Genomic DNA, 15,836 nt, shown 5'->3' on the forward strand with positions numbered 1-15,836 from the left:
GAAGGCCGCGGAGCAAGCGCGGCGCCGCGCCGTTTCCCCCGGCGGCCGGGGTAACTCGCTCGGGGAACGGGGGTTGGCGGAAACACCGGGGCGTCGGCGCCACCCGGCCCGGGGACGGGGCGGCACCCGCCCCCGCGGGTGGCGCGACAGATTCGGCGCGACATCTGTCGCGCGCCGCTTGACCCCCCTCCGGCCGGCTCCTAGCGTCGGGGCACTTCCCCGCGCGATCCGGCCGCTCACCCCTCGACGTCCGAGCGCCGGGCCCGCTCCCCGCCATCATCTCCTGGAGGTCCGCATGGGCACTGCCACCACGCCGAAGGCCGCGGCCACGCTGCCGGCGTCCGCCGCCGGATTCACCCCGAGCGTCCCGCTCCGCGCCCGCTACGACAACTGGATCGGCGGCGAGTACCGCGCCCCGGCCCGGGGCCAGTACTTCACCAACGTCACCCCGGTCACCGGCCAGCCGCTCTGCGAGGTGGCGCGGTCCACCCACGAGGACGTGGACCGCGCGCTCGACGCGGCGCACGCGGCGGCGCTGAGCTGGAACGTCACCTCCCCCACCACCCGGGCCATCATCCTCAACCGGATCGCCGACCGGATGGAGGCCAACCTCGCCACCCTCGCGTGGATCGAGACGATCGACAACGGCAAGCCCATCCGCGAGACCACGCACGCGGACCTCCCGCTGGCGATCGACCACTTCCGCTACTTCGCCGGCGTGCTGCGGGCGCAGGAGGGGAGCCTCGGCGAGCTGGACCAGGACACCGTCGCCTACCACTTCCACGAGCCGCTCGGCGTCGTGGGCCAGATCATCCCGTGGAACTTCCCGCTGCTCATGGCGGTGTGGAAGCTGGCTCCGGCCCTCGCCGCCGGGAACTGCGTGGTGCTCAAGCCGGCCGAGCAGACCCCGGTCTCGATCCTGGCGCTGATGGAGCTGATCGCGGACATCCTGCCGAGCGGCGTGGTGAACGTGGTGCAGGGCTTCGGGGTGGAGGCGGGCAAGCCGCTGGCCTCGAGCCCGCGGATCGCGAAGATCGCCTTCACCGGCGAGACCACCACCGGCCGGCTGATCATGCAGTACGCCTCCGAGAACCTGATCCCGGTGACCCTGGAGCTGGGGGGCAAGTCGCCCAACATCTTCTTCGCCGACGTGATGGAGGCCGACGACGACTTCTTCGACAAGGCCCTCGAGGGCTTCGCGATGTTCGCCCTCAACCAGGGCGAGGTCTGCACCTGTCCCTCGCGGGTGCTGGTGCAGGAGTCGATCTACGACCGCTTCATGGAGCGCGCGGTGGCCCGCACCCGGGCCATCGTCGAGGGGAATCCGCTCGACGCGGCCACGATGATCGGCGCCCAGGCCTCCAACGACCAGCTGGAGAAGATCCTGAGCTACATCGACATCGGGAAGAAGGAGGGGGCGAAGGTCCTCACCGGCGGCGTCCGCCGGGTGCACGCCGGGGAACTCAAGGACGGCTACTACGTCCAGCCCACGATCTTCGAAGGCCACAACAAGATGCGGATCTTCCAGGAGGAGATCTTCGGCCCGGTGGTCTCGGTGACGAAGTTCAAGACCCAGGAGGACGCGCTCGCCATCGCCAACGACACCCTCTACGGCCTGGGCGCCGGCGTGTGGAGCCGCGACGTCAACACCTGCTACCGCATGGGCCGCGCCATCAAGGCGGGCCGGGTGTGGACCAACTGCTACCACGCCTACCCCGCGCACGCCGCCTTCGGCGGGTACAAGCAGTCGGGCATCGGCCGCGAGAACCACAAGATGATGCTCAATCACTACCAGCAGACCAAGAACCTGCTGGTGAGCTACAGCCCCAAGAAGCTCGGGTTCTTCTAGGCCGATGGACGTGACGCGGGTGGACCTCACCCCCGCGGCCCGGGCCGTGCTCCGCCAGCTGGTGGCGGAGCACGGCCCGCTGCTGTTCCACCAGTCGGGCGGCTGCTGCGACGGCAGCGCCCCGATGTGCTACCCCGCCCGGGAATTCCGGGTAGGTTCCCGGGATGTGCACCTTGGCGACGTCGATGGCGTCCCGGTGTACATCGGGGGGCTGCAGTTCGAGGCGTGGCGCCACACCCAGCTGCTGATCGACGTGGTGCCCGGCCGCGGGGGAGGGTTCTCCCTCGAGGCGCCGCTCGGGGTGCGGTTCCTGACCCGATCGCGGGTGTTCGACGCGACGGAGCAGGCCTGGCTCGACGCCTGCCCCCCGCGCCTCGGCCCCCCGGAGTAGGCCGCACGGTCACCACGAGCCCCAGACCATGAGCACCGCCCCCTTGCAGCTGCACGGCCCCGCCGGCCCCGACGCCGGGCGGGTGGTCACCCCCGAGGCGCTCCGCTTCATCGCCCGGCTCTCGGCGCTGTTCGAGCCCCGCCGCCAGGCCCTGCTCGACGCCCGCCGCCGCCGCCGCGCCGCCTACCGCGCGGGCGCCCTCCCGGGTTTCCTCCCCGAGACCCGCGCCCTCCGCGACGGCGCCTGGCAGGTGGCCCCCGCCCCCGCCGACCTCGACGACCGCCGGGTGGAGATCACCGGGCCGGTGGAACGGAAGATGATGATCAACGCCCTCAACTCGGGGGCGCGGGTCTTCATGGCCGACTTCGAGGACGCCCTCTCGCCCAGCTGGGAGAACGTGGTCGCGGGCCAGGCCAACTGCCAGGACGCCGTCCGCCGCACCCTGCAGTTCACCGGACCCGAGGGCAAGCCGTACCGGCTGGGCCCGCGGCTCGCCACGCTGGTGGTGCGGCCCCGCGGCTGGCACCTGGTGGAGAAGCACGTCACGCAGGACGGCGTCCCGGTCTCCGGCAGCCTGTTCGACTTCGGGCTCTACCTCTTCCACAACGGCGCCGAGCTGCGCCGCCGCGGCAGCGGCCCCTACTTCTACCTGCCCAAGCTCGAGAGCCACCTCGAGGCGCGGCTGTGGAACGACGTGTTCGTCTTTGCGCAGGATGCGCTCGGCCTGCCGCGCGGGACCATCCGCGCCACGGTGCTGATCGAGACCATCCTCGCCGCCTTCGAGATGGAGGAGATCCTCCACGAGCTGCGGGAGCACGCCGCCGGCCTCAACGCCGGCCGCTGGGACTACATCTTCTCCCTGCTCAAGAACTTCGGCCACCGCCCCGAGTTCCTGCTGCCCGACCGGGCCCAGGTGACGATGACCGTGCCCTTCATGCGCGCCTACACCGAGATGCTGGTGCGCGCCTGCCACCGCCGCGGCGCCCATGCCATCGGCGGCATGGCCGCCTTCATCCCCTCGCGGAAGGACCCCGAGGTGACCGAACGCGCCCTCGCCCGGGTGCGGGAGGACAAGGAGCGCGAGGCGGGGATGGGGTTCGACGGCTCCTGGGTGGCGCACCCCGACCTGGTCCCCGTGGCCCAGGCGGCCTTCGACGCGGTCCTCGGCGCGCGGCCCCACCAGAAGGCACGGCTGCGGGAGGACGTGGTGCCGCGCGGCGAGGCGCTGCTCGACGTCGCCATCCCCGGCGGGCGGGTCACCGAGGCCGGTGCCCGCACCAACGTCCGGGTGGCGCTGGAGTACATCGAGCAATGGCTGGAGGGGCGCGGCGCGGTGGGGATCGACAACCTCATGGAGGACTCCGCCACCGCCGAGATCTCCCGCAGCCAGCTGCAGCAGTGGATCCACCTGGGGGTGCCGCTCGACGACGGGCAGCCGCTCGACCGCGCCCGCTACGAGCGGATGCGGTCGGAAGAGGTGGCGGGGCTGCTGGCGCGGCGGGGCGAGCCGGGGCGCCTGGCGGAGGCGGCGGCGCTGCTCGACCGGCTGGCCGAGGAACCGGTGCCGGAGGAGTTCCTGACGCTGGGGGCGTACGAGCGGCTGGCCTGACGGACGAAGGGCCACGGCGGAGGCCGTGGCCCTTCAGACTGGGGCGGCAGGGGTCGAACCTGCAACCTCCCGGTTAACAGCCGGGCGCTCTGCCAGTTGAGCTACACCCCAATGGTCCTCGGTCCGGCAACAGAAAACCCGTCGATCACTCGACGGGTCCGGAGCGTACCAGCGCGATCACGACAATCGCCTACGCCCGACCCGTCTCCCGGAGGATGCGGTTCGAGTTTCGATTGCGATTGCGGTTCGGCCGGGTGCGCATAGGGACGGTAAGACTATCGGCAGGACGGCACCCGGTCAAGAGCCCGCAGACCCCGGGAGGGGACGGCACGCGTCCGCAGGGCCCGGAAACTTGACCCTCTTCACGGGGAACGGTACCCTACCCCTTCCCCACGCGCCCCGGGTCCCCCCCTGCCGCCGGGCCACCACGCCGCCGCGCCATCCTGCTCCCCGAGAGAGGCCGCCACCCATGGAACGTCCCGTCACCCTGACCATCAATGGGAAGTCCCACACCGTGCAGGTGGAGCCACGCGCCCTGCTCGCGCACGTGCTGCGGGACACCCTGAACCTCACCGGCACCCACGTGGGCTGCGACACCAGCCAGTGCGGCGCCTGCACCGTGCTGATCGACGGCCAGGCGGTGAAGAGCTGCACGGTGCTCGCGGTGCAGGCCGCGGGCAGCGCCATCACCACGATCGAGGGGCTGGCCAAGGGCGACACGCTGCACCCGCTGCAGATGGCCTTCTGGGAGAAGCACGGGCTGCAGTGCGGCTTCTGCACCCCCGGGATGATCCTGACGGCGATGGACTTCCTGGCCCACCACCCCGACCCCACCGACGACGAGATCCGGCAGGCGATCGAGGGCAACCTCTGCCGCTGCACCGGCTACCAGAACATCGTCGCCGCCATCAAGGCCGCGGCCGCCACCCTGCGGGCCGGCCATGCCGGCGCCGCCGCCTGAGGAGGCATCCCCATGGCCACCCTCTTCGGCTCCGGAATCAAGCGGCGCGAGGACCCGCGCCTGATCACCGGCAAGGCGACCTACGTCGATGACGTGAAGCTCCCGGGCCTCACTTACGCGGTCTTCGCGCGGAGCCCCTACGCCCACGCGAGGATCACCCGCGTGGACGTGAGCGCGGCCCGCGGCGCCCCCGGGGTGATCGCCGTCTACACCGGCCAGGACGTGAAGGACAAGCTCAACCCCGTCCCCTGCGCCTGGAACGTCCCGGGCTGCGACCTCAAGGTCCCCGCCCACCCGCTGCTCGCCTGGGAGAAGGTGCGCTACGCCGGCGACGCGGTGGCGATGATCGTCGCCGAGACCCGGGCGCAGGCCCGGGACGCGCTGGACCTCGTGGACGTGGACTATGAGCCGCTGGGCGCCACCGCCGATCCCGAGAAGGCCACCCAGCCGGGGGCGGCGCAGCTCCACGCCGACGTGCCCGGCAACATCGCCTTCACCTGGGTGGTCAACGGGGGCGACGCGGCCGCGGCCTTCGACACTGCCGAGGTGGCGGTGAGCGAGCGGATCGTGCAGCAGCGGCTGCTGCCCACCGCCATGGAGCCCCGTGCCGCGGTGGCGCAGTACAACTCCGGCTCCGGCCAGCTCACCCTGTGGGCCACCAGCCAGAACCCGCACATCCATCGCTTCCTCTGCTCCGTGATGCTGCAGCTTCCCGAGCACCGCATCCGGGTGATCGCGCCCGAGGTGGGCGGCGGCTTCGGCTCCAAGATCCCCGCCTATCCCGACGAGGCGCTGGTCTCCTTCGCCTCCATGCAGCTCGGGGTGCCGGTCAAGTGGACCGAGGACCGGTCGGAGAACTACAAGGTCACCATCCACGGCCGCGACCACATCGAGTACGTCGAGATGTGCGGCACGAAGGACGGCCGCATCACCGGCCTGCGGACCAAGGTGTATGCCGGCCTCGGCGCCTACGCCTCCACCGCGGCGCCGGGCATCCCGACGATCCTGCACGGGCTGGTCTACTCCGGCAGCTACATGATCCCGAACATCCACGGGACCATCCACGGGGTGTACACCAACGGCACGCCGGTCGACGCCTACCGCGGCGCGGGCCGCCCCGAGGCGGCGTACCTGATCGAGCGACTGGTGGATATCTACGCCCGGAAGATCGGGATGGACCCGATCGAGGTGCGCCGCAAGAACTTCATCCCCAAGGACCAGTTCCCCTACACCGTCGCCACCGGGCTCATCTACGACTCCGGCAACTATGAGGGCGCGCTCGACAAGGCCCTCGGCATCCTCGACCTCAAGGCCTTTCGCGCCGAGCAGGCCAGGGCACGCAAGGACGGGCGGTACCTGGGCCTCGGGCTGGTGAGCTACATCGAGATCTGCGGCCTCGGCCCGAGCCAGGTGGCCGGGGCCGTGGGCTTCGGCGGCGGCCTGTACGACTCGGCCATCGTCCGGGTGTACCCGACGGGCGTGGTGCGGGTCTACATCGGCGCCTCGCCGCATGGCCAGGGCGAGGAGACCACCTTCGCCCAGATCGTGGCGCAGGAGTTCGGCTACCCGGTGGAGAGCGTGGAGATCATCCACGGCGACACCGACAACACCCCGCAGGGATGGGGCACCTACGGCAGCCGCACCACCGCGGTCTGCGGTTCGGCGGTCAAGAACGCCGCGCTCAAGGTCAAGGAGAAGGCGAAGCTGCTGGCCGCCCACCTGCTCGAGGTGAGCGAGGCCGACCTCGAGTGGAAGGACGACGCCTTCCGGGTGAAGGGCTCCCCCGACAAGGCCAAGGGGATGGCCGAGCTGGCGCTGATGGCCAACGTGGCGTGGAACATGCCGCCGGGCATGGAGCCGGGCATGGAGGCGACGGCCTTCTTCGACCCGACCAACTTCGTCTACCCCTTCGGCACCCACATCTGCACCGTGGACGTCGACGTCCACACCGGCGAGGTGAAGATCCTGCGCTACATCGCGGTGGATGACTGCGGCCCGCCGATCAACCCGATGATCGTGGACGGGCAGATCCACGGCGGCGTGATCCAGGGCATCGGCGAGGGGCTGCAGGAGATCGCGGTGTACGACGACGAGGCCCAGCTGGTCACCGGCACCATGATGGACTACGCGGTGCCCAAGGCCAGCCAGATGCCCTTCATCGAGGTGGCGCACACCATCACCCCTTCGCCCGTCAACCCGCTCGGCGTGAAGGGCTGCGGCGAAGCCGGCACCATCGCCTCCGCCGCCTGCCTGGTGAACGCGGTCTGTGACGCGCTCGCGCCCTTCGGCATCACCCACATCGACAAGCCGCTCACGCCGGCCCGGGTCTGGGCCGCCATCCAGAAGGCGAAGGGGGCCCAGGCATGATCCCGACGAGCTTCGATTACGTCCGCGCCGGCTCGGTCAAGGAGGCGCTGTCGCTCCTCGCCGCCGGCGACGGGTCCAAGGTGATCGCCGGCGGGCACAGCCTGCTGCCGATGATGCGCTTCCGCCTGGTCCAGGCGCCGAAGCTGGTGGACATCTCCCTCCTGGCGGAGCTCAAGGGGGTGCAGGAGTACAAGAAGGGGGTGCGGATCGGCGCGGCCACGACCTACGCCGAGCTGGCCCGCAGCGCGCTGCTCCGGGAGCGCTGCCCGGTGGTGGCCGAGGTCGCGGCGGAGATCGCCGACCTCCAGGTGCGCAACCGTGGCACCATCGGCGGCTCCCTGGCGCACGCCGACCCCGCGAGCGACATGCCGGCGGTGATGCTGGCGCTCGACGCCGAGTTCCAGCTCCGCTCCAAGAAGGGCGGCCGGCGCACGGCCAAGGCGCGGGAGTTCTTCCAGGGCGCCTTCACCACCGCCATGACGGAGGACGAGCTGCTGACCGACATCCTCATCGGCGGCATGGGCCGCCTCGCGGCGGCCTACGTGAGCTTCGACTCCGCCGCCTCGGGCTACGCCCTGGCGGGGGTGTGCGCGGTGGTGGCGCGGAAGCGCGCGACGATCTCGGAGATCCGCGTGGCCATCACCGGCGTGGCCGAGATGGCGTTCCTGGCGCCGGCGCTGGAGCGCGTCCGGGACACCAAGTGCGACGCGGCCACGCTGGCGGCGGCCGCCACCGAGGCGCTGGCGGGACTCGACATCGCGGGCGACGTGCACGCGCCGGCGGACTACCGCCGGCACATCGCGCAAGTGGCGATCGTGCGCGCCGTCGAGACCGCGTACCAGCGCGCCGGCGCCTGACCGCGGGCCTGACGACCGCCCCGGCGGTCTACGCCCTGGTCCTGGCCGCCGGGGCCGGCCGCCGCTTCGGCGGCGAGAAGCTGCTGGCGCCATTCCGCGGCACGTCGCTGGTGGGGCACGTGGCGTCCACCGTGGCGCAGGCCATCCACGGCGGCCTGCTGGCCGGCGGGGTGGCGGTGGTGCGGCCCGCGGCCACGGCGCTGGCCTGGCCGCTCGACACGGCGGGGCTCGAGATCGTCGAGAATCCCGCCGCCGCGGAGGGAATCGCCACCTCGCTCCGGGCCGGGCTGGCCGCGCTGGAGCAGGCACGCACCCCGCCGGCGGGCGCGGCGCTGGTGATCCTCGCCGACCAGCCGTTGCTCCGCCTGCCAGTGCTGGAGGCGCTGGTGAGCGCGTGGCGCGCCGCGCCCGCGTCGATCCGACCCCGCTACCTGGCCCAGCCCGAGGCGCCGGGCCACCCGGTGCTGGTGGACCGGGGACTGTGGCCCCGCGCCGCCAGCCTGGCCGGCGACCAGGGACTGGGGCCGCTGCTCGCGGCCGATCCCGCGCTCCGGATCATCGAGGTCCCGGGCGGCAATCCCGATGTGGACACGCCGGGCGACCTGCGCTCCCTGGAGGAGCAGTACTGATGAAGATGAGTTTCTCGGGCGCGCCCGAGGTCCTGGCCCCCCTCGCCCACGTCTGGCCCCGGCTGCTCGACCCGCACTTCGTGGCCCGGCACGGCCCCGGCGTGGAGTCGGTCGAGGTGCTCGACCCGCACCACTTCAAGGTGATCTGCGCCTTCGGGGTGGGGTCGATCAAGCTGCGCTTCGGGCTCGACGTGGAGCTGTCGAACGTCAACCCGCCGAACTACTTCGCCATGAAGGTCCGGGGCAAGGCGCCCGGCTCCGCGGTAGAGGTCACGGCGGATCTGGCGCTCGAGCCGATCGACGCCGACCGCACCCGCCTCCGCTGGACGGCGGAGAGCGAGATCAGCGGCACCGTGGCGAGCGTGGGGGCGCGCCTGATGGAGGGCACCGCCCGCAAGCTCACCGAGCAGTTCTGGACCCGGTTCGCCGCCAGCATCGGTGAGGCCGGCCCGCCCCCCGAGCCCGCGCCCCTCTCCCCGGATCCCTCCGCGCCGCCGGCCCCCCCGCCGGCCGACGCGCCCGCCACCGAGCCGCCCGCGCCGGCGTGAGCCCGCCGGTCACCGAGCACCTCCGCACCGTCAACGGCCTCGAGTTCCTGGTGGACGACCAGGGCGCGGGGCCGGTGGTCCTGCTCGCCCACGGGATGTGGTGCGACGCCAGCATGTTCGCCGAGCTGGCCGCGGACCTCGCCCGCGACCACCGGGTGCTGGTCCCTGACCTGCGCGGCCACGGGCGGACCGCCGTGCCCGAGGCCCCGTGGACCATCGCCGACCTGGCCGACGACCTGCGCGCACTGCTCGACGACTTCCAGGTGGAGCGGGCGCTGGTGGCGGGGTTCAGCATGGGCGGGATGGCCGCGGTGGACTTCGCGCTGCGCTACCCTGACCGGCTGAGCGCGCTCGCGCTGATGGGCACCAGCGCCGCGGCCGACGAATGGCTCCGGGTCACCGAGATCCGGGCCCTGGCCACGCTCATCGCCAAGGCGGGGCGGCCCCGCTTCCTGGGCCGCGAGGCGGCCCGCTCCACCTTCAGCGCCGCCTTCCGCCAGGAGCACCCGGCGGCGGTCACCCGGTGGGAGCACGCGGTGCAGGCGATGCCCCGGGAGGCGCTGGTGGCGGCGCTGCGGGCGGTGGGGGAGCGGCCCTCGCGGCTCGACCGGCTGGAGGAGATCCGGGTGCCCACCCTGATCATCACCGGCAGCGAGGACCGGATCCTCAACCCCCGCTGGTCGCTGGCGATGGCCCGCCGCATCCCCCGGGCGCGGCTGGCCGCCTTCCCCGGCGTGGGCCACGCCATCCCGATGGAGCGCCCGGTGGACGTGGCCGCCTGGATCCGGGGGCTGGAGACGGGCCGCTACCCCGGCGACCGGTGACTCTATCGGCCCGGGACGGGTCGTGCCACATTTCGGGGTCGCGCCCTCACCTCTCCCGGACCATGCCATGAAGATCCCCCAGCTTCTGCTCCGGCAGCTCTATACCTTCGGGTCGCTCACCAATGAACCGGGCGGCTTCCGCTTCAGCCTCAAGAACCGCCTCAGCGACGTGACCCTGACCCGGATCGTGCGGGTCAAGTTCGACCACCAGGAGTTCCCGGCCTCGATGCTCGAGGTGGACCTGGGCGACGGGCAGTGGCGGCCGGCCACCGAGGTGACCCCGGAGCAGCCCCGCGAGTTCGCGCTCCGGCAGGTGGCCCACCTGCGGGCGCGGGGGCACACCCTCCCCGACGGCACCCACGAGATCGAGATCGGGATCGAGGTGAAGGGGGTCGGCGCGCTGGCCTTCACGGTCAAGGACCACGTGGCGGAGCCGCAGGCCCGGCTGCGCTCGGTGCCCTACTCCAAGGACGACAACTACTCGCCGGCGGTGATCGCGGAGCGGCAGCGCTTCATCGAGAAGGTGAGCGGCGCCCGGCTGCAGCACCTCACCAAGTTCTCGTTCGACCCGCAGGTCACCAAGGGGAACATCGAGAATTTCACCGGGGTGGCCCAGATCCCGCTCGGCTTCGCGGGGCCCCTGCAGGTCAACGGCGAGCACGCGCAGGGGGAGTTCATCATCCCGATGGCCACCAGCGAGGGCACCCTGGTGGCGAGCTACAACCGCGGCATGAAGGTGCTCAACCTCTCCGGCGGGGTCACCTGCACCGTCCAGGGCGACCACATGCAGCGGGCGCCGGTGTTCGTCTTCGACTCGGCGCGCGAGGCCCGGGCCTTCCGCGACTGGGTGGACGAGCACATGGCCGAGGTGCGCCGCGAGGCGGAGGCGACCACCCGGGTGGGCAAGCTGCAGTACATCGACACCTACCTGGCCAGCAAGTTCGCCTACCTGCGGTTCAACTACTCCACCGGCGACGCCGCGGGCCAGAACATGGTGGGGCGCGCCACCTTCGCCGCCTGCAGCTGGATCCTCGACCACAACAAGACCATCCGCCGGTTCTACCTGGAGTCGAACCTCGCCACCGACAAGAAGGCGAGCCAGGTGAACCTCATGCGCACCCGCGGCAAGCGGGTCACCGCGGAATGCGTGATCAAGCGCTCGGTGCTGCTCGACGTGATGCGGGTGGAGCCGGAGAGCCTCTGCTATCACTGGGGCGTGGCCAACGTGGGCGCCATCCTCTCCGGCGCCAACAACAACGGCCTGCACTCCCCCAACGCCATCACTGCGATGTTCATCGCCACCGGGCAGGACGTGGCCAACGTGGCCGAGGGCTCGGCCGGCATCGTCTACGTGGAGCTCACCAAGGAGAAGGACCTCTACCTCTCGATCACCATCCCGTCGCTCATCGTGGCCACCCACGGCGGCGGCACCGGCCTCCCCACGCAGCGGGAGTGCCTGGAGATCCTGGGGTGCGTGGGCAAGGGGAAGGTGAACAAGTTCGCCGAGATCGTCGCGGGCGTGGTGCTGGCGGGCGAGATCTCGCTCGCGGCCGCCATCTCCTCGCTCGAGTGGGTCAGTTCGCACGAGGAGTATGGGCGCAATCGCTGAACAGGCCGCCGGGCAGGCGGAGGCACTCCGCGCCCGGGGCTTCGAGGTCATGCGGGAGGCCGGCACGCCCGGCCTCCTGCGCCGGCTGCTGATCACCTGGAAGCACTTCCTCGGGCTGCTCTTCGGCGGGCTGGCCGCGCACGTGCGGGCGCAGCGCGCGGAGGGCACCGGGCGGGGGCTCAAGTTCCTGCTGCTCCGCCTGCTCGCGGCGCTGACCACCCCCTTCGTGTCGCGGAGCCTGCGGCACGAGACCTTCGCGGTGCAGCTGCGGCGCCGCCTCGAGCGGCTCGGCCCCACCTACATCAAGCTGGGCCAGATCCTGAGCCTGCGGGAGGACCTGCTCCCCCGCCACATCACCAACGAGCTCAAGCACCTGCTCAACCGGCTCCCGGTGGTGCCGCTCCCCCGCATCGTCGGCCTCATCGAGCAGGACCTCAAGCGGCCGGTCGAGGAGCTCTTCCTCGACATCGACCCGGAGCCGCTCGGCTCCGCCTCCATCGGCCAGACCCACCGCGCCACCATGCTGGACGGCGAGCCGGTGATCATCAAGATCGTCAAGCCGGGCATCCGCGAGACGCTCGAGCGTGACGCGAAGCTGCTGCGCATGCTCGGCAGCATCCTCGAGCTGATCATCCCCCGGTTCCAGCCCCGGCAGCTGGTGAACGAGTTCTGCGACTACACCCTGCGCGAGGTCGACCTGCGCCGCGAGGCCGACAACGCCGAGAGCTTCGCCGCCAACTTCACCGACCTGCCCGACATCGTCTTCCCCGCCATCTACCGCTCCTGCTCCGGCCGCAGCGTGCTGACGATGGAGTTCTTCGACGGGATGAACCCCGACTCCCCGAAGGCGCAGGAGCTGCCCGAGGAGCAGCGGCGGCACCTCACCGAGATCGGCGCGCAGGCCATCATCCGGATGCTCTACAAGGACGGCTTCTTCCACGCCGACCTGCACCCCGGCAACCTGATCATCCTCCCCGGCCCGAAGATCGGGTTCATCGACCTGGGGATGGTCGGGCGGCTCGACGAGGAGCTGCGCCGCACCCTGCTCTACTACTACTTCGCGCTGGTGATGGGCGATGCGGAGAACTCCGCCCGCTACCTCTCCGCCATCGCCACCCCGGGCCCCGACGCCAACCCCAACGGCTTCCGTCGCGAGGCCTCGGAGATCGCCAACCGCTGGAAGCGCGCGTCGAGCTTCGAGGAGTACTCGCTGGGCCAGCTCATCCTCGACTCGGTCTCCCGCGGGGCGCAGTACGGGATGTACTTCCCGGTGGAGATGGTGCTGATGGTGAAGGCGCTGGTGACCTTCGAGGGCGTGGGCCACGTGCTGCTGCCGGGCTTCGACGTGGCGGAGGTGTCCAAGAAGCACATCCGCACCCTCTTCCTGCACCAGTTCTCCCCGCTCCGCCTGCTGGCCGAGGGGATGCGCGGCGCCCCCGACCTGGTCGACGCGATGGCCAAGATGCCGCTGCTGGTCACCGACGGGCTCCGGGTGCTGGAGAAGGTGGCGCGGCAGCCGACGGAGAACCCGCTCAAGGGGCTCCGCGGCACCCTGATCGCCGGCTCCTGCCTGGTGGCGGGCGCCATCTCGATGGGATTCGGCGCCCCCTGGCCGGTGTGGGGCGCGCTGTTCGTCATCGCCTTCTTCCTCGCCCTGCGGAAGGGCTGAGCGTGCGCGAGCCGGTCGCCGGCAACGACGCCATCTGGCTGCAGGACTCCGCCACCAACCTGATGGTGATCAACGCCGTGATCACCACCGACCGGCTGGATCTCGCCACCCTGCGCGAGGCCTTCCGGGTGCGGGTCATCGAGGCCGAGGGCGGCCGCCGGTACGACCGTTTTCACCAGCGGGTCCGGCGGGAGGGGGCGCGGCCCTACTGGGAGGATGACCCCGACTTCGACATCGCACGCCAGATCATCCCCGCGCGGGAAGCGGGCGTCGAGACCCGCGCGGCGCTGCAGCGCTATGTGGGCGAGGAAGCCGGCCGGCCCCTCCCGGCGGACCGCCCGCTGTGGCAGATCCAGCTGGTGGAGCAGTTCGAGGGCGACGGCAGCGCGCTGGTCGTGCGGGTGCACCACTGCATCGGCGACGGCATGGCGCTGGTGGCGGTGATCTTCGCCCTGATGGAGGAGATGACGGCCGAGCACCCCGCGGCGCCGGCCCGCGGCGGGATCCGCCCCTCGGCGGGGGCGCCGGGGCGCGGCCTGCTCAAGGCCCTGCTCATCCCCCTCGCCGCGCCGGGCATCCTGATCAAGCGGCTGCTCTGGTGGCCCGACCGCCACGCACTCCACGGGCCGGCCGTGTCGGGGAAGAAGGTGGTGGCCTGGACCGCCCCGCTCGACCTCGCGGTGGTCAAGGCCGCCAAGAACCGGCTGGGCGCCACGGTCAACGACGTGCTGATGGCCTCGGTGTCGGGCGCGGTGAGCCGCTACCTGGCGCGGCACGCGGGCCAGTCCATCACCCAGTTCCGCATCTCCATGCCGGTCAACGTGCGCCGCCCCGACGCCCCGCTCCGGCTGGAGAACCGCTTCGCGGCGGTGCCCCTCACCCTGCCGGCCGGGATCAGCGACCTCGGCACTCGAGTCACCGCCGTGAAGGCGCGGATGGACGAACTCAAGCGCTCGGTGGCGCCGATCGTGGTCTACGGCATCCAGGTCACCCTGCTGACCGTGCTGCCGCACGGGGTCAGCCGCTGGCTGATCGACTTCCTCGCCAACAAGTGCACCGCGGTGGTGACCAACATGCCCGGGCCCCAGCGGCTGGTGACGCTGGCGGGGCGACAGGTGCGCGGCATGATGTTCTGGGTGCCCCAGCGGGCGGACATCGGGGTGGGGATCTCGGTGCTGAGCTTCGCCGGCAAGGTGCAGGTGGGGGTCATCGCCGACGCGCGGCTGCTGCCCGACGCGGGGCTCCTGGTCGAGGCCTTCGAGGAGGAGTTCGCGGCGCTACGGGCGCTGTAGCCGCGCGCGCCGACGCGTCGGCGCCGGCCGTTCCAGCCGCGCCAGCACCCCCGACAGCCGCGCCGCGAGCTTCCCGCCGCTCCGCCCGTTCACCAGCCCCACCCCATCCCACACGCTGCGCGCCTCGTCGGCCAGGATCTCGGTGCGCAGGCGGTACCCGTGCCGCGCCAGCACCGGGGCCAGCGCGTGGCGCCGCCGCCAGAGGTCCCGCCGGGTGGCGCGGTAGCCGATCTCGCACACCTCGCGGCGGCTCTTGAAACTGAAGATGTTGCTGAAGAAGAGCCGATACTCGCTCCGCTCCGGTTCGAGGAGCACCACGTCCGTGCCGGGGAAGTGGCTGCGGTAGCGCGCCATCCCCACCACCATCCGGCTGTGGATCAGGGTGCGGAAGGTCTGCGACAGGATGGCCGGCATGCCCCGCTTGAGCAGCGCCCCGGGCTGCAGGGCGCCGCTGGCCTCCCCCTCCGCCACGTTCACCGGGACCAGCGGATTCACGCAGAAGAGCAGCTTGGCCCCGTGTTCCAGGGCCACCGAGGCGTGCACGGTCTTGAGCAGCACCCCGTCCACGCACAGCCGCCCGTTGACCTCCACCGGCGGGTAGAGGCCGGGGACCGCGGTGCTCGCCTGCACCGCCCGGCTGATGGGCACCCGGTCCCACCCCGGGCCGCCGAAGACGATCGGCGCCCCGGCCTCGAGGTCGGCGGCGATGACGAACAGTCGCTGCCGCAGCTTGCGGAAGTCGTCGGTGCGGCCGCGGCGGCCGAACATCGCCTCCAGGTACCGCCGGATCGGTTCGTTGTCGAAGAGGCCGAGCGGGAGGGCGCGGGTGAGCCGGGTCAGCGACTCGACCAGCGTCTGGTCCTCGGGAGACCGGGTGAACTGCCACAGCGCGTCGGCGAAGAGCCTGGGCAGCTGCACGCCGCGCCGGGCCCACTCGCGATACGCCGGGATGAAGAAGGTGGCCGGGTCGAACGGGGTATCGTCCGACGTGTCGGCCACCAGCGCCCGGACCAGCTGGACGGTGTCCTGCCCGTTGGCGAGCGAGGCGGCCAGGAACGCCCCCGCGCTGACGCCGACGTAGACACCGCAGTCCGTCAGGGCGAGCCCTTCGACCGCCTCCTCGAGGGCCCGGAGGGCGCCGACCTCGTACACGGCGCCCGCCGGTCCGCCGCCGGCCAGGGCGAGCCCCAGCCGGCGGTTGTGCCGTCCCCGCCTGACGGTGGGCACGGCC

13 protein-coding genes and 1 tRNA gene are annotated in these 15,836 nt (G+C 71.8%); 12 read left to right on the forward strand and 2 right to left on the reverse strand.

The genetic code is table 11. The features are described from left to right. The first annotated feature begins 295 nt into the window (after positions 1 to 295). From IPJ95_18320 to aceB, 3 genes are read left to right on the forward strand one after another with little or no spacing between them, the layout of a single operon-like run. A complete protein-coding gene (locus tag IPJ95_18320; protein MBK7925558.1) occupies positions 296 to 1,849 on the forward strand; it encodes an aldehyde dehydrogenase in 1,554 nt (517 codons plus the stop codon). A 4-nt stretch (positions 1,850 to 1,853) separates the two neighbouring features. Continuing rightward, the gene (locus IPJ95_18325; GenBank protein MBK7925559.1) at positions 1,854 to 2,240 is read left to right on the forward strand and encodes a DUF779 domain-containing protein; all 387 of its coding nucleotides are present in this window, start codon (positions 1,854 to 1,856) and stop codon (positions 2,238 to 2,240) included. Positions 2,241 to 2,268: 28 nt separating this feature from the next. Continuing rightward, positions 2,269 to 3,849 (forward strand): malate synthase A, encoded by a 1,581-nt coding sequence (gene aceB / locus IPJ95_18330; protein MBK7925560.1) that lies wholly within the window; start codon positions 2,269 to 2,271, stop codon positions 3,847 to 3,849. A 38-nt stretch (positions 3,850 to 3,887) separates the two neighbouring features. Here the strand turns inward: aceB and IPJ95_18335 are convergent. Then, a tRNA-Asn gene (locus IPJ95_18335) sits at positions 3,888 to 3,960 on the reverse strand. A 358-nt stretch (positions 3,961 to 4,318) separates the two neighbouring features. Between IPJ95_18335 and IPJ95_18340 the strand changes: the two genes are divergently transcribed. The 9 genes from IPJ95_18340 to IPJ95_18380 all read left to right on the forward strand — a co-directional run bounded on the left by IPJ95_18340 (position 4,319) and on the right by IPJ95_18380 (position 14,605). After that, on the forward strand, positions 4,319 to 4,810 hold the full coding sequence (locus IPJ95_18340) for a (2Fe-2S)-binding protein (protein ID MBK7925561.1): 492 nt from the start codon (positions 4,319 to 4,321) through the stop codon (positions 4,808 to 4,810). A 12-nt stretch (positions 4,811 to 4,822) separates the two neighbouring features. Then, the gene (locus IPJ95_18345; protein MBK7925562.1) at positions 4,823 to 7,177 is read left to right on the forward strand and encodes a molybdopterin-dependent oxidoreductase; all 2,355 of its coding nucleotides are present in this window, start codon (positions 4,823 to 4,825) and stop codon (positions 7,175 to 7,177) included. After that, positions 7,174 to 8,034 carry a xanthine dehydrogenase family protein subunit M gene (locus IPJ95_18350; GenBank protein ID MBK7925563.1) on the forward strand — a complete coding sequence of 287 codons (861 nt, stop codon included), beginning with the start codon at positions 7,174 to 7,176 and terminating at the stop codon, positions 8,032 to 8,034. Before IPJ95_18345 ends, IPJ95_18350 begins: the two co-directional genes overlap by 4 nt. Before the next feature lie 119 nt (positions 8,035 to 8,153). Then, positions 8,154 to 8,663: an NTP transferase domain-containing protein gene (locus IPJ95_18355; GenBank protein MBK7925564.1), complete on the forward strand. Its 510-nt coding sequence runs from the start codon at positions 8,154 to 8,156 to the stop codon at positions 8,661 to 8,663. Beyond that, complete coding sequence (locus IPJ95_18360) at positions 8,663 to 9,211, forward strand: carbon monoxide dehydrogenase subunit G (protein ID MBK7925565.1); 549 nt, start codon at positions 8,663 to 8,665, stop codon at positions 9,209 to 9,211. Before IPJ95_18355 ends, IPJ95_18360 begins: the two co-directional genes overlap by 1 nt. Continuing rightward, a complete protein-coding gene (locus tag IPJ95_18365; GenBank protein MBK7925566.1) occupies positions 9,208 to 10,035 on the forward strand; it encodes an alpha/beta fold hydrolase in 828 nt (275 codons plus the stop codon). The genes IPJ95_18360 and IPJ95_18365 overlap by 4 nt, the downstream gene beginning before the upstream one ends. A gap of 67 nt (positions 10,036 to 10,102) precedes the next feature. After that, positions 10,103 to 11,644 carry a hydroxymethylglutaryl-CoA reductase gene (locus IPJ95_18370; protein MBK7925567.1) on the forward strand — a complete coding sequence of 514 codons (1,542 nt, stop codon included), beginning with the start codon at positions 10,103 to 10,105 and terminating at the stop codon, positions 11,642 to 11,644. Further along, positions 11,628 to 13,313, forward strand: a complete 1,686-nt coding sequence (locus IPJ95_18375; protein MBK7925568.1) for an AarF/ABC1/UbiB kinase family protein — start codon at positions 11,628 to 11,630, stop codon at positions 13,311 to 13,313. The genes IPJ95_18370 and IPJ95_18375 overlap by 17 nt, the downstream gene beginning before the upstream one ends. 2 nt (positions 13,314 to 13,315) lie before the next feature. Next, positions 13,316 to 14,605 carry a DUF1298 domain-containing protein gene (locus IPJ95_18380; GenBank protein ID MBK7925569.1) on the forward strand — a complete coding sequence of 430 codons (1,290 nt, stop codon included), beginning with the start codon at positions 13,316 to 13,318 and terminating at the stop codon, positions 14,603 to 14,605. Here the strand turns inward: IPJ95_18380 and IPJ95_18385 are convergent. Then, on the reverse strand, positions 14,591 to 15,832 hold the full coding sequence (locus IPJ95_18385) for a patatin-like phospholipase family protein (GenBank protein ID MBK7925570.1): 1,242 nt from the start codon (positions 15,830 to 15,832) through the stop codon (positions 14,591 to 14,593). The two genes, IPJ95_18380 and IPJ95_18385, sit on opposite strands and share 15 nt — an antisense overlap. Positions 15,833 to 15,836: the final 4 nt, after the last annotated feature.

The sequence above is a fragment of the Gemmatimonadota bacterium genome, from assembly GCA_016713785.1.
Taxonomy (GTDB): domain Bacteria; phylum Gemmatimonadota; class Gemmatimonadetes; order Gemmatimonadales; family GWC2-71-9; genus JADJOM01.

Bases quoted from the DNA above. Each gene is read 5' to 3' on its own strand.
- IPJ95_18360 (MBK7925565.1), top strand. From the start codon at position 8,663: ATGAAGATGAGTTTCTCGGGCGCGCCCGAGGTCCTGGCCCCCCTCGCC.
- IPJ95_18325 (MBK7925559.1), top strand. From the start codon at position 1,854: ATGGACGTGACGCGGGTGGACCTCACCCCCGCGGCCCGGGCCGTGCTC.
- aceB (MBK7925560.1), top strand. From the start codon at position 2,269: ATGAGCACCGCCCCCTTGCAGCTGCACGGCCCCGCCGGCCCCGACGCC.
- IPJ95_18375 (MBK7925568.1), top strand. From the start codon at position 11,628: ATGGGCGCAATCGCTGAACAGGCCGCCGGGCAGGCGGAGGCACTCCGC.
- IPJ95_18345 (MBK7925562.1), top strand. From the start codon at position 4,823: ATGGCCACCCTCTTCGGCTCCGGAATCAAGCGGCGCGAGGACCCGCGC.
- IPJ95_18350 (MBK7925563.1), top strand. From the start codon at position 7,174: ATGATCCCGACGAGCTTCGATTACGTCCGCGCCGGCTCGGTCAAGGAG.
- IPJ95_18320 (MBK7925558.1), top strand. From the start codon at position 296: ATGGGCACTGCCACCACGCCGAAGGCCGCGGCCACGCTGCCGGCGTCC.
- IPJ95_18340 (MBK7925561.1), top strand. From the start codon at position 4,319: ATGGAACGTCCCGTCACCCTGACCATCAATGGGAAGTCCCACACCGTG.
- IPJ95_18370 (MBK7925567.1), top strand. From the start codon at position 10,103: ATGAAGATCCCCCAGCTTCTGCTCCGGCAGCTCTATACCTTCGGGTCG.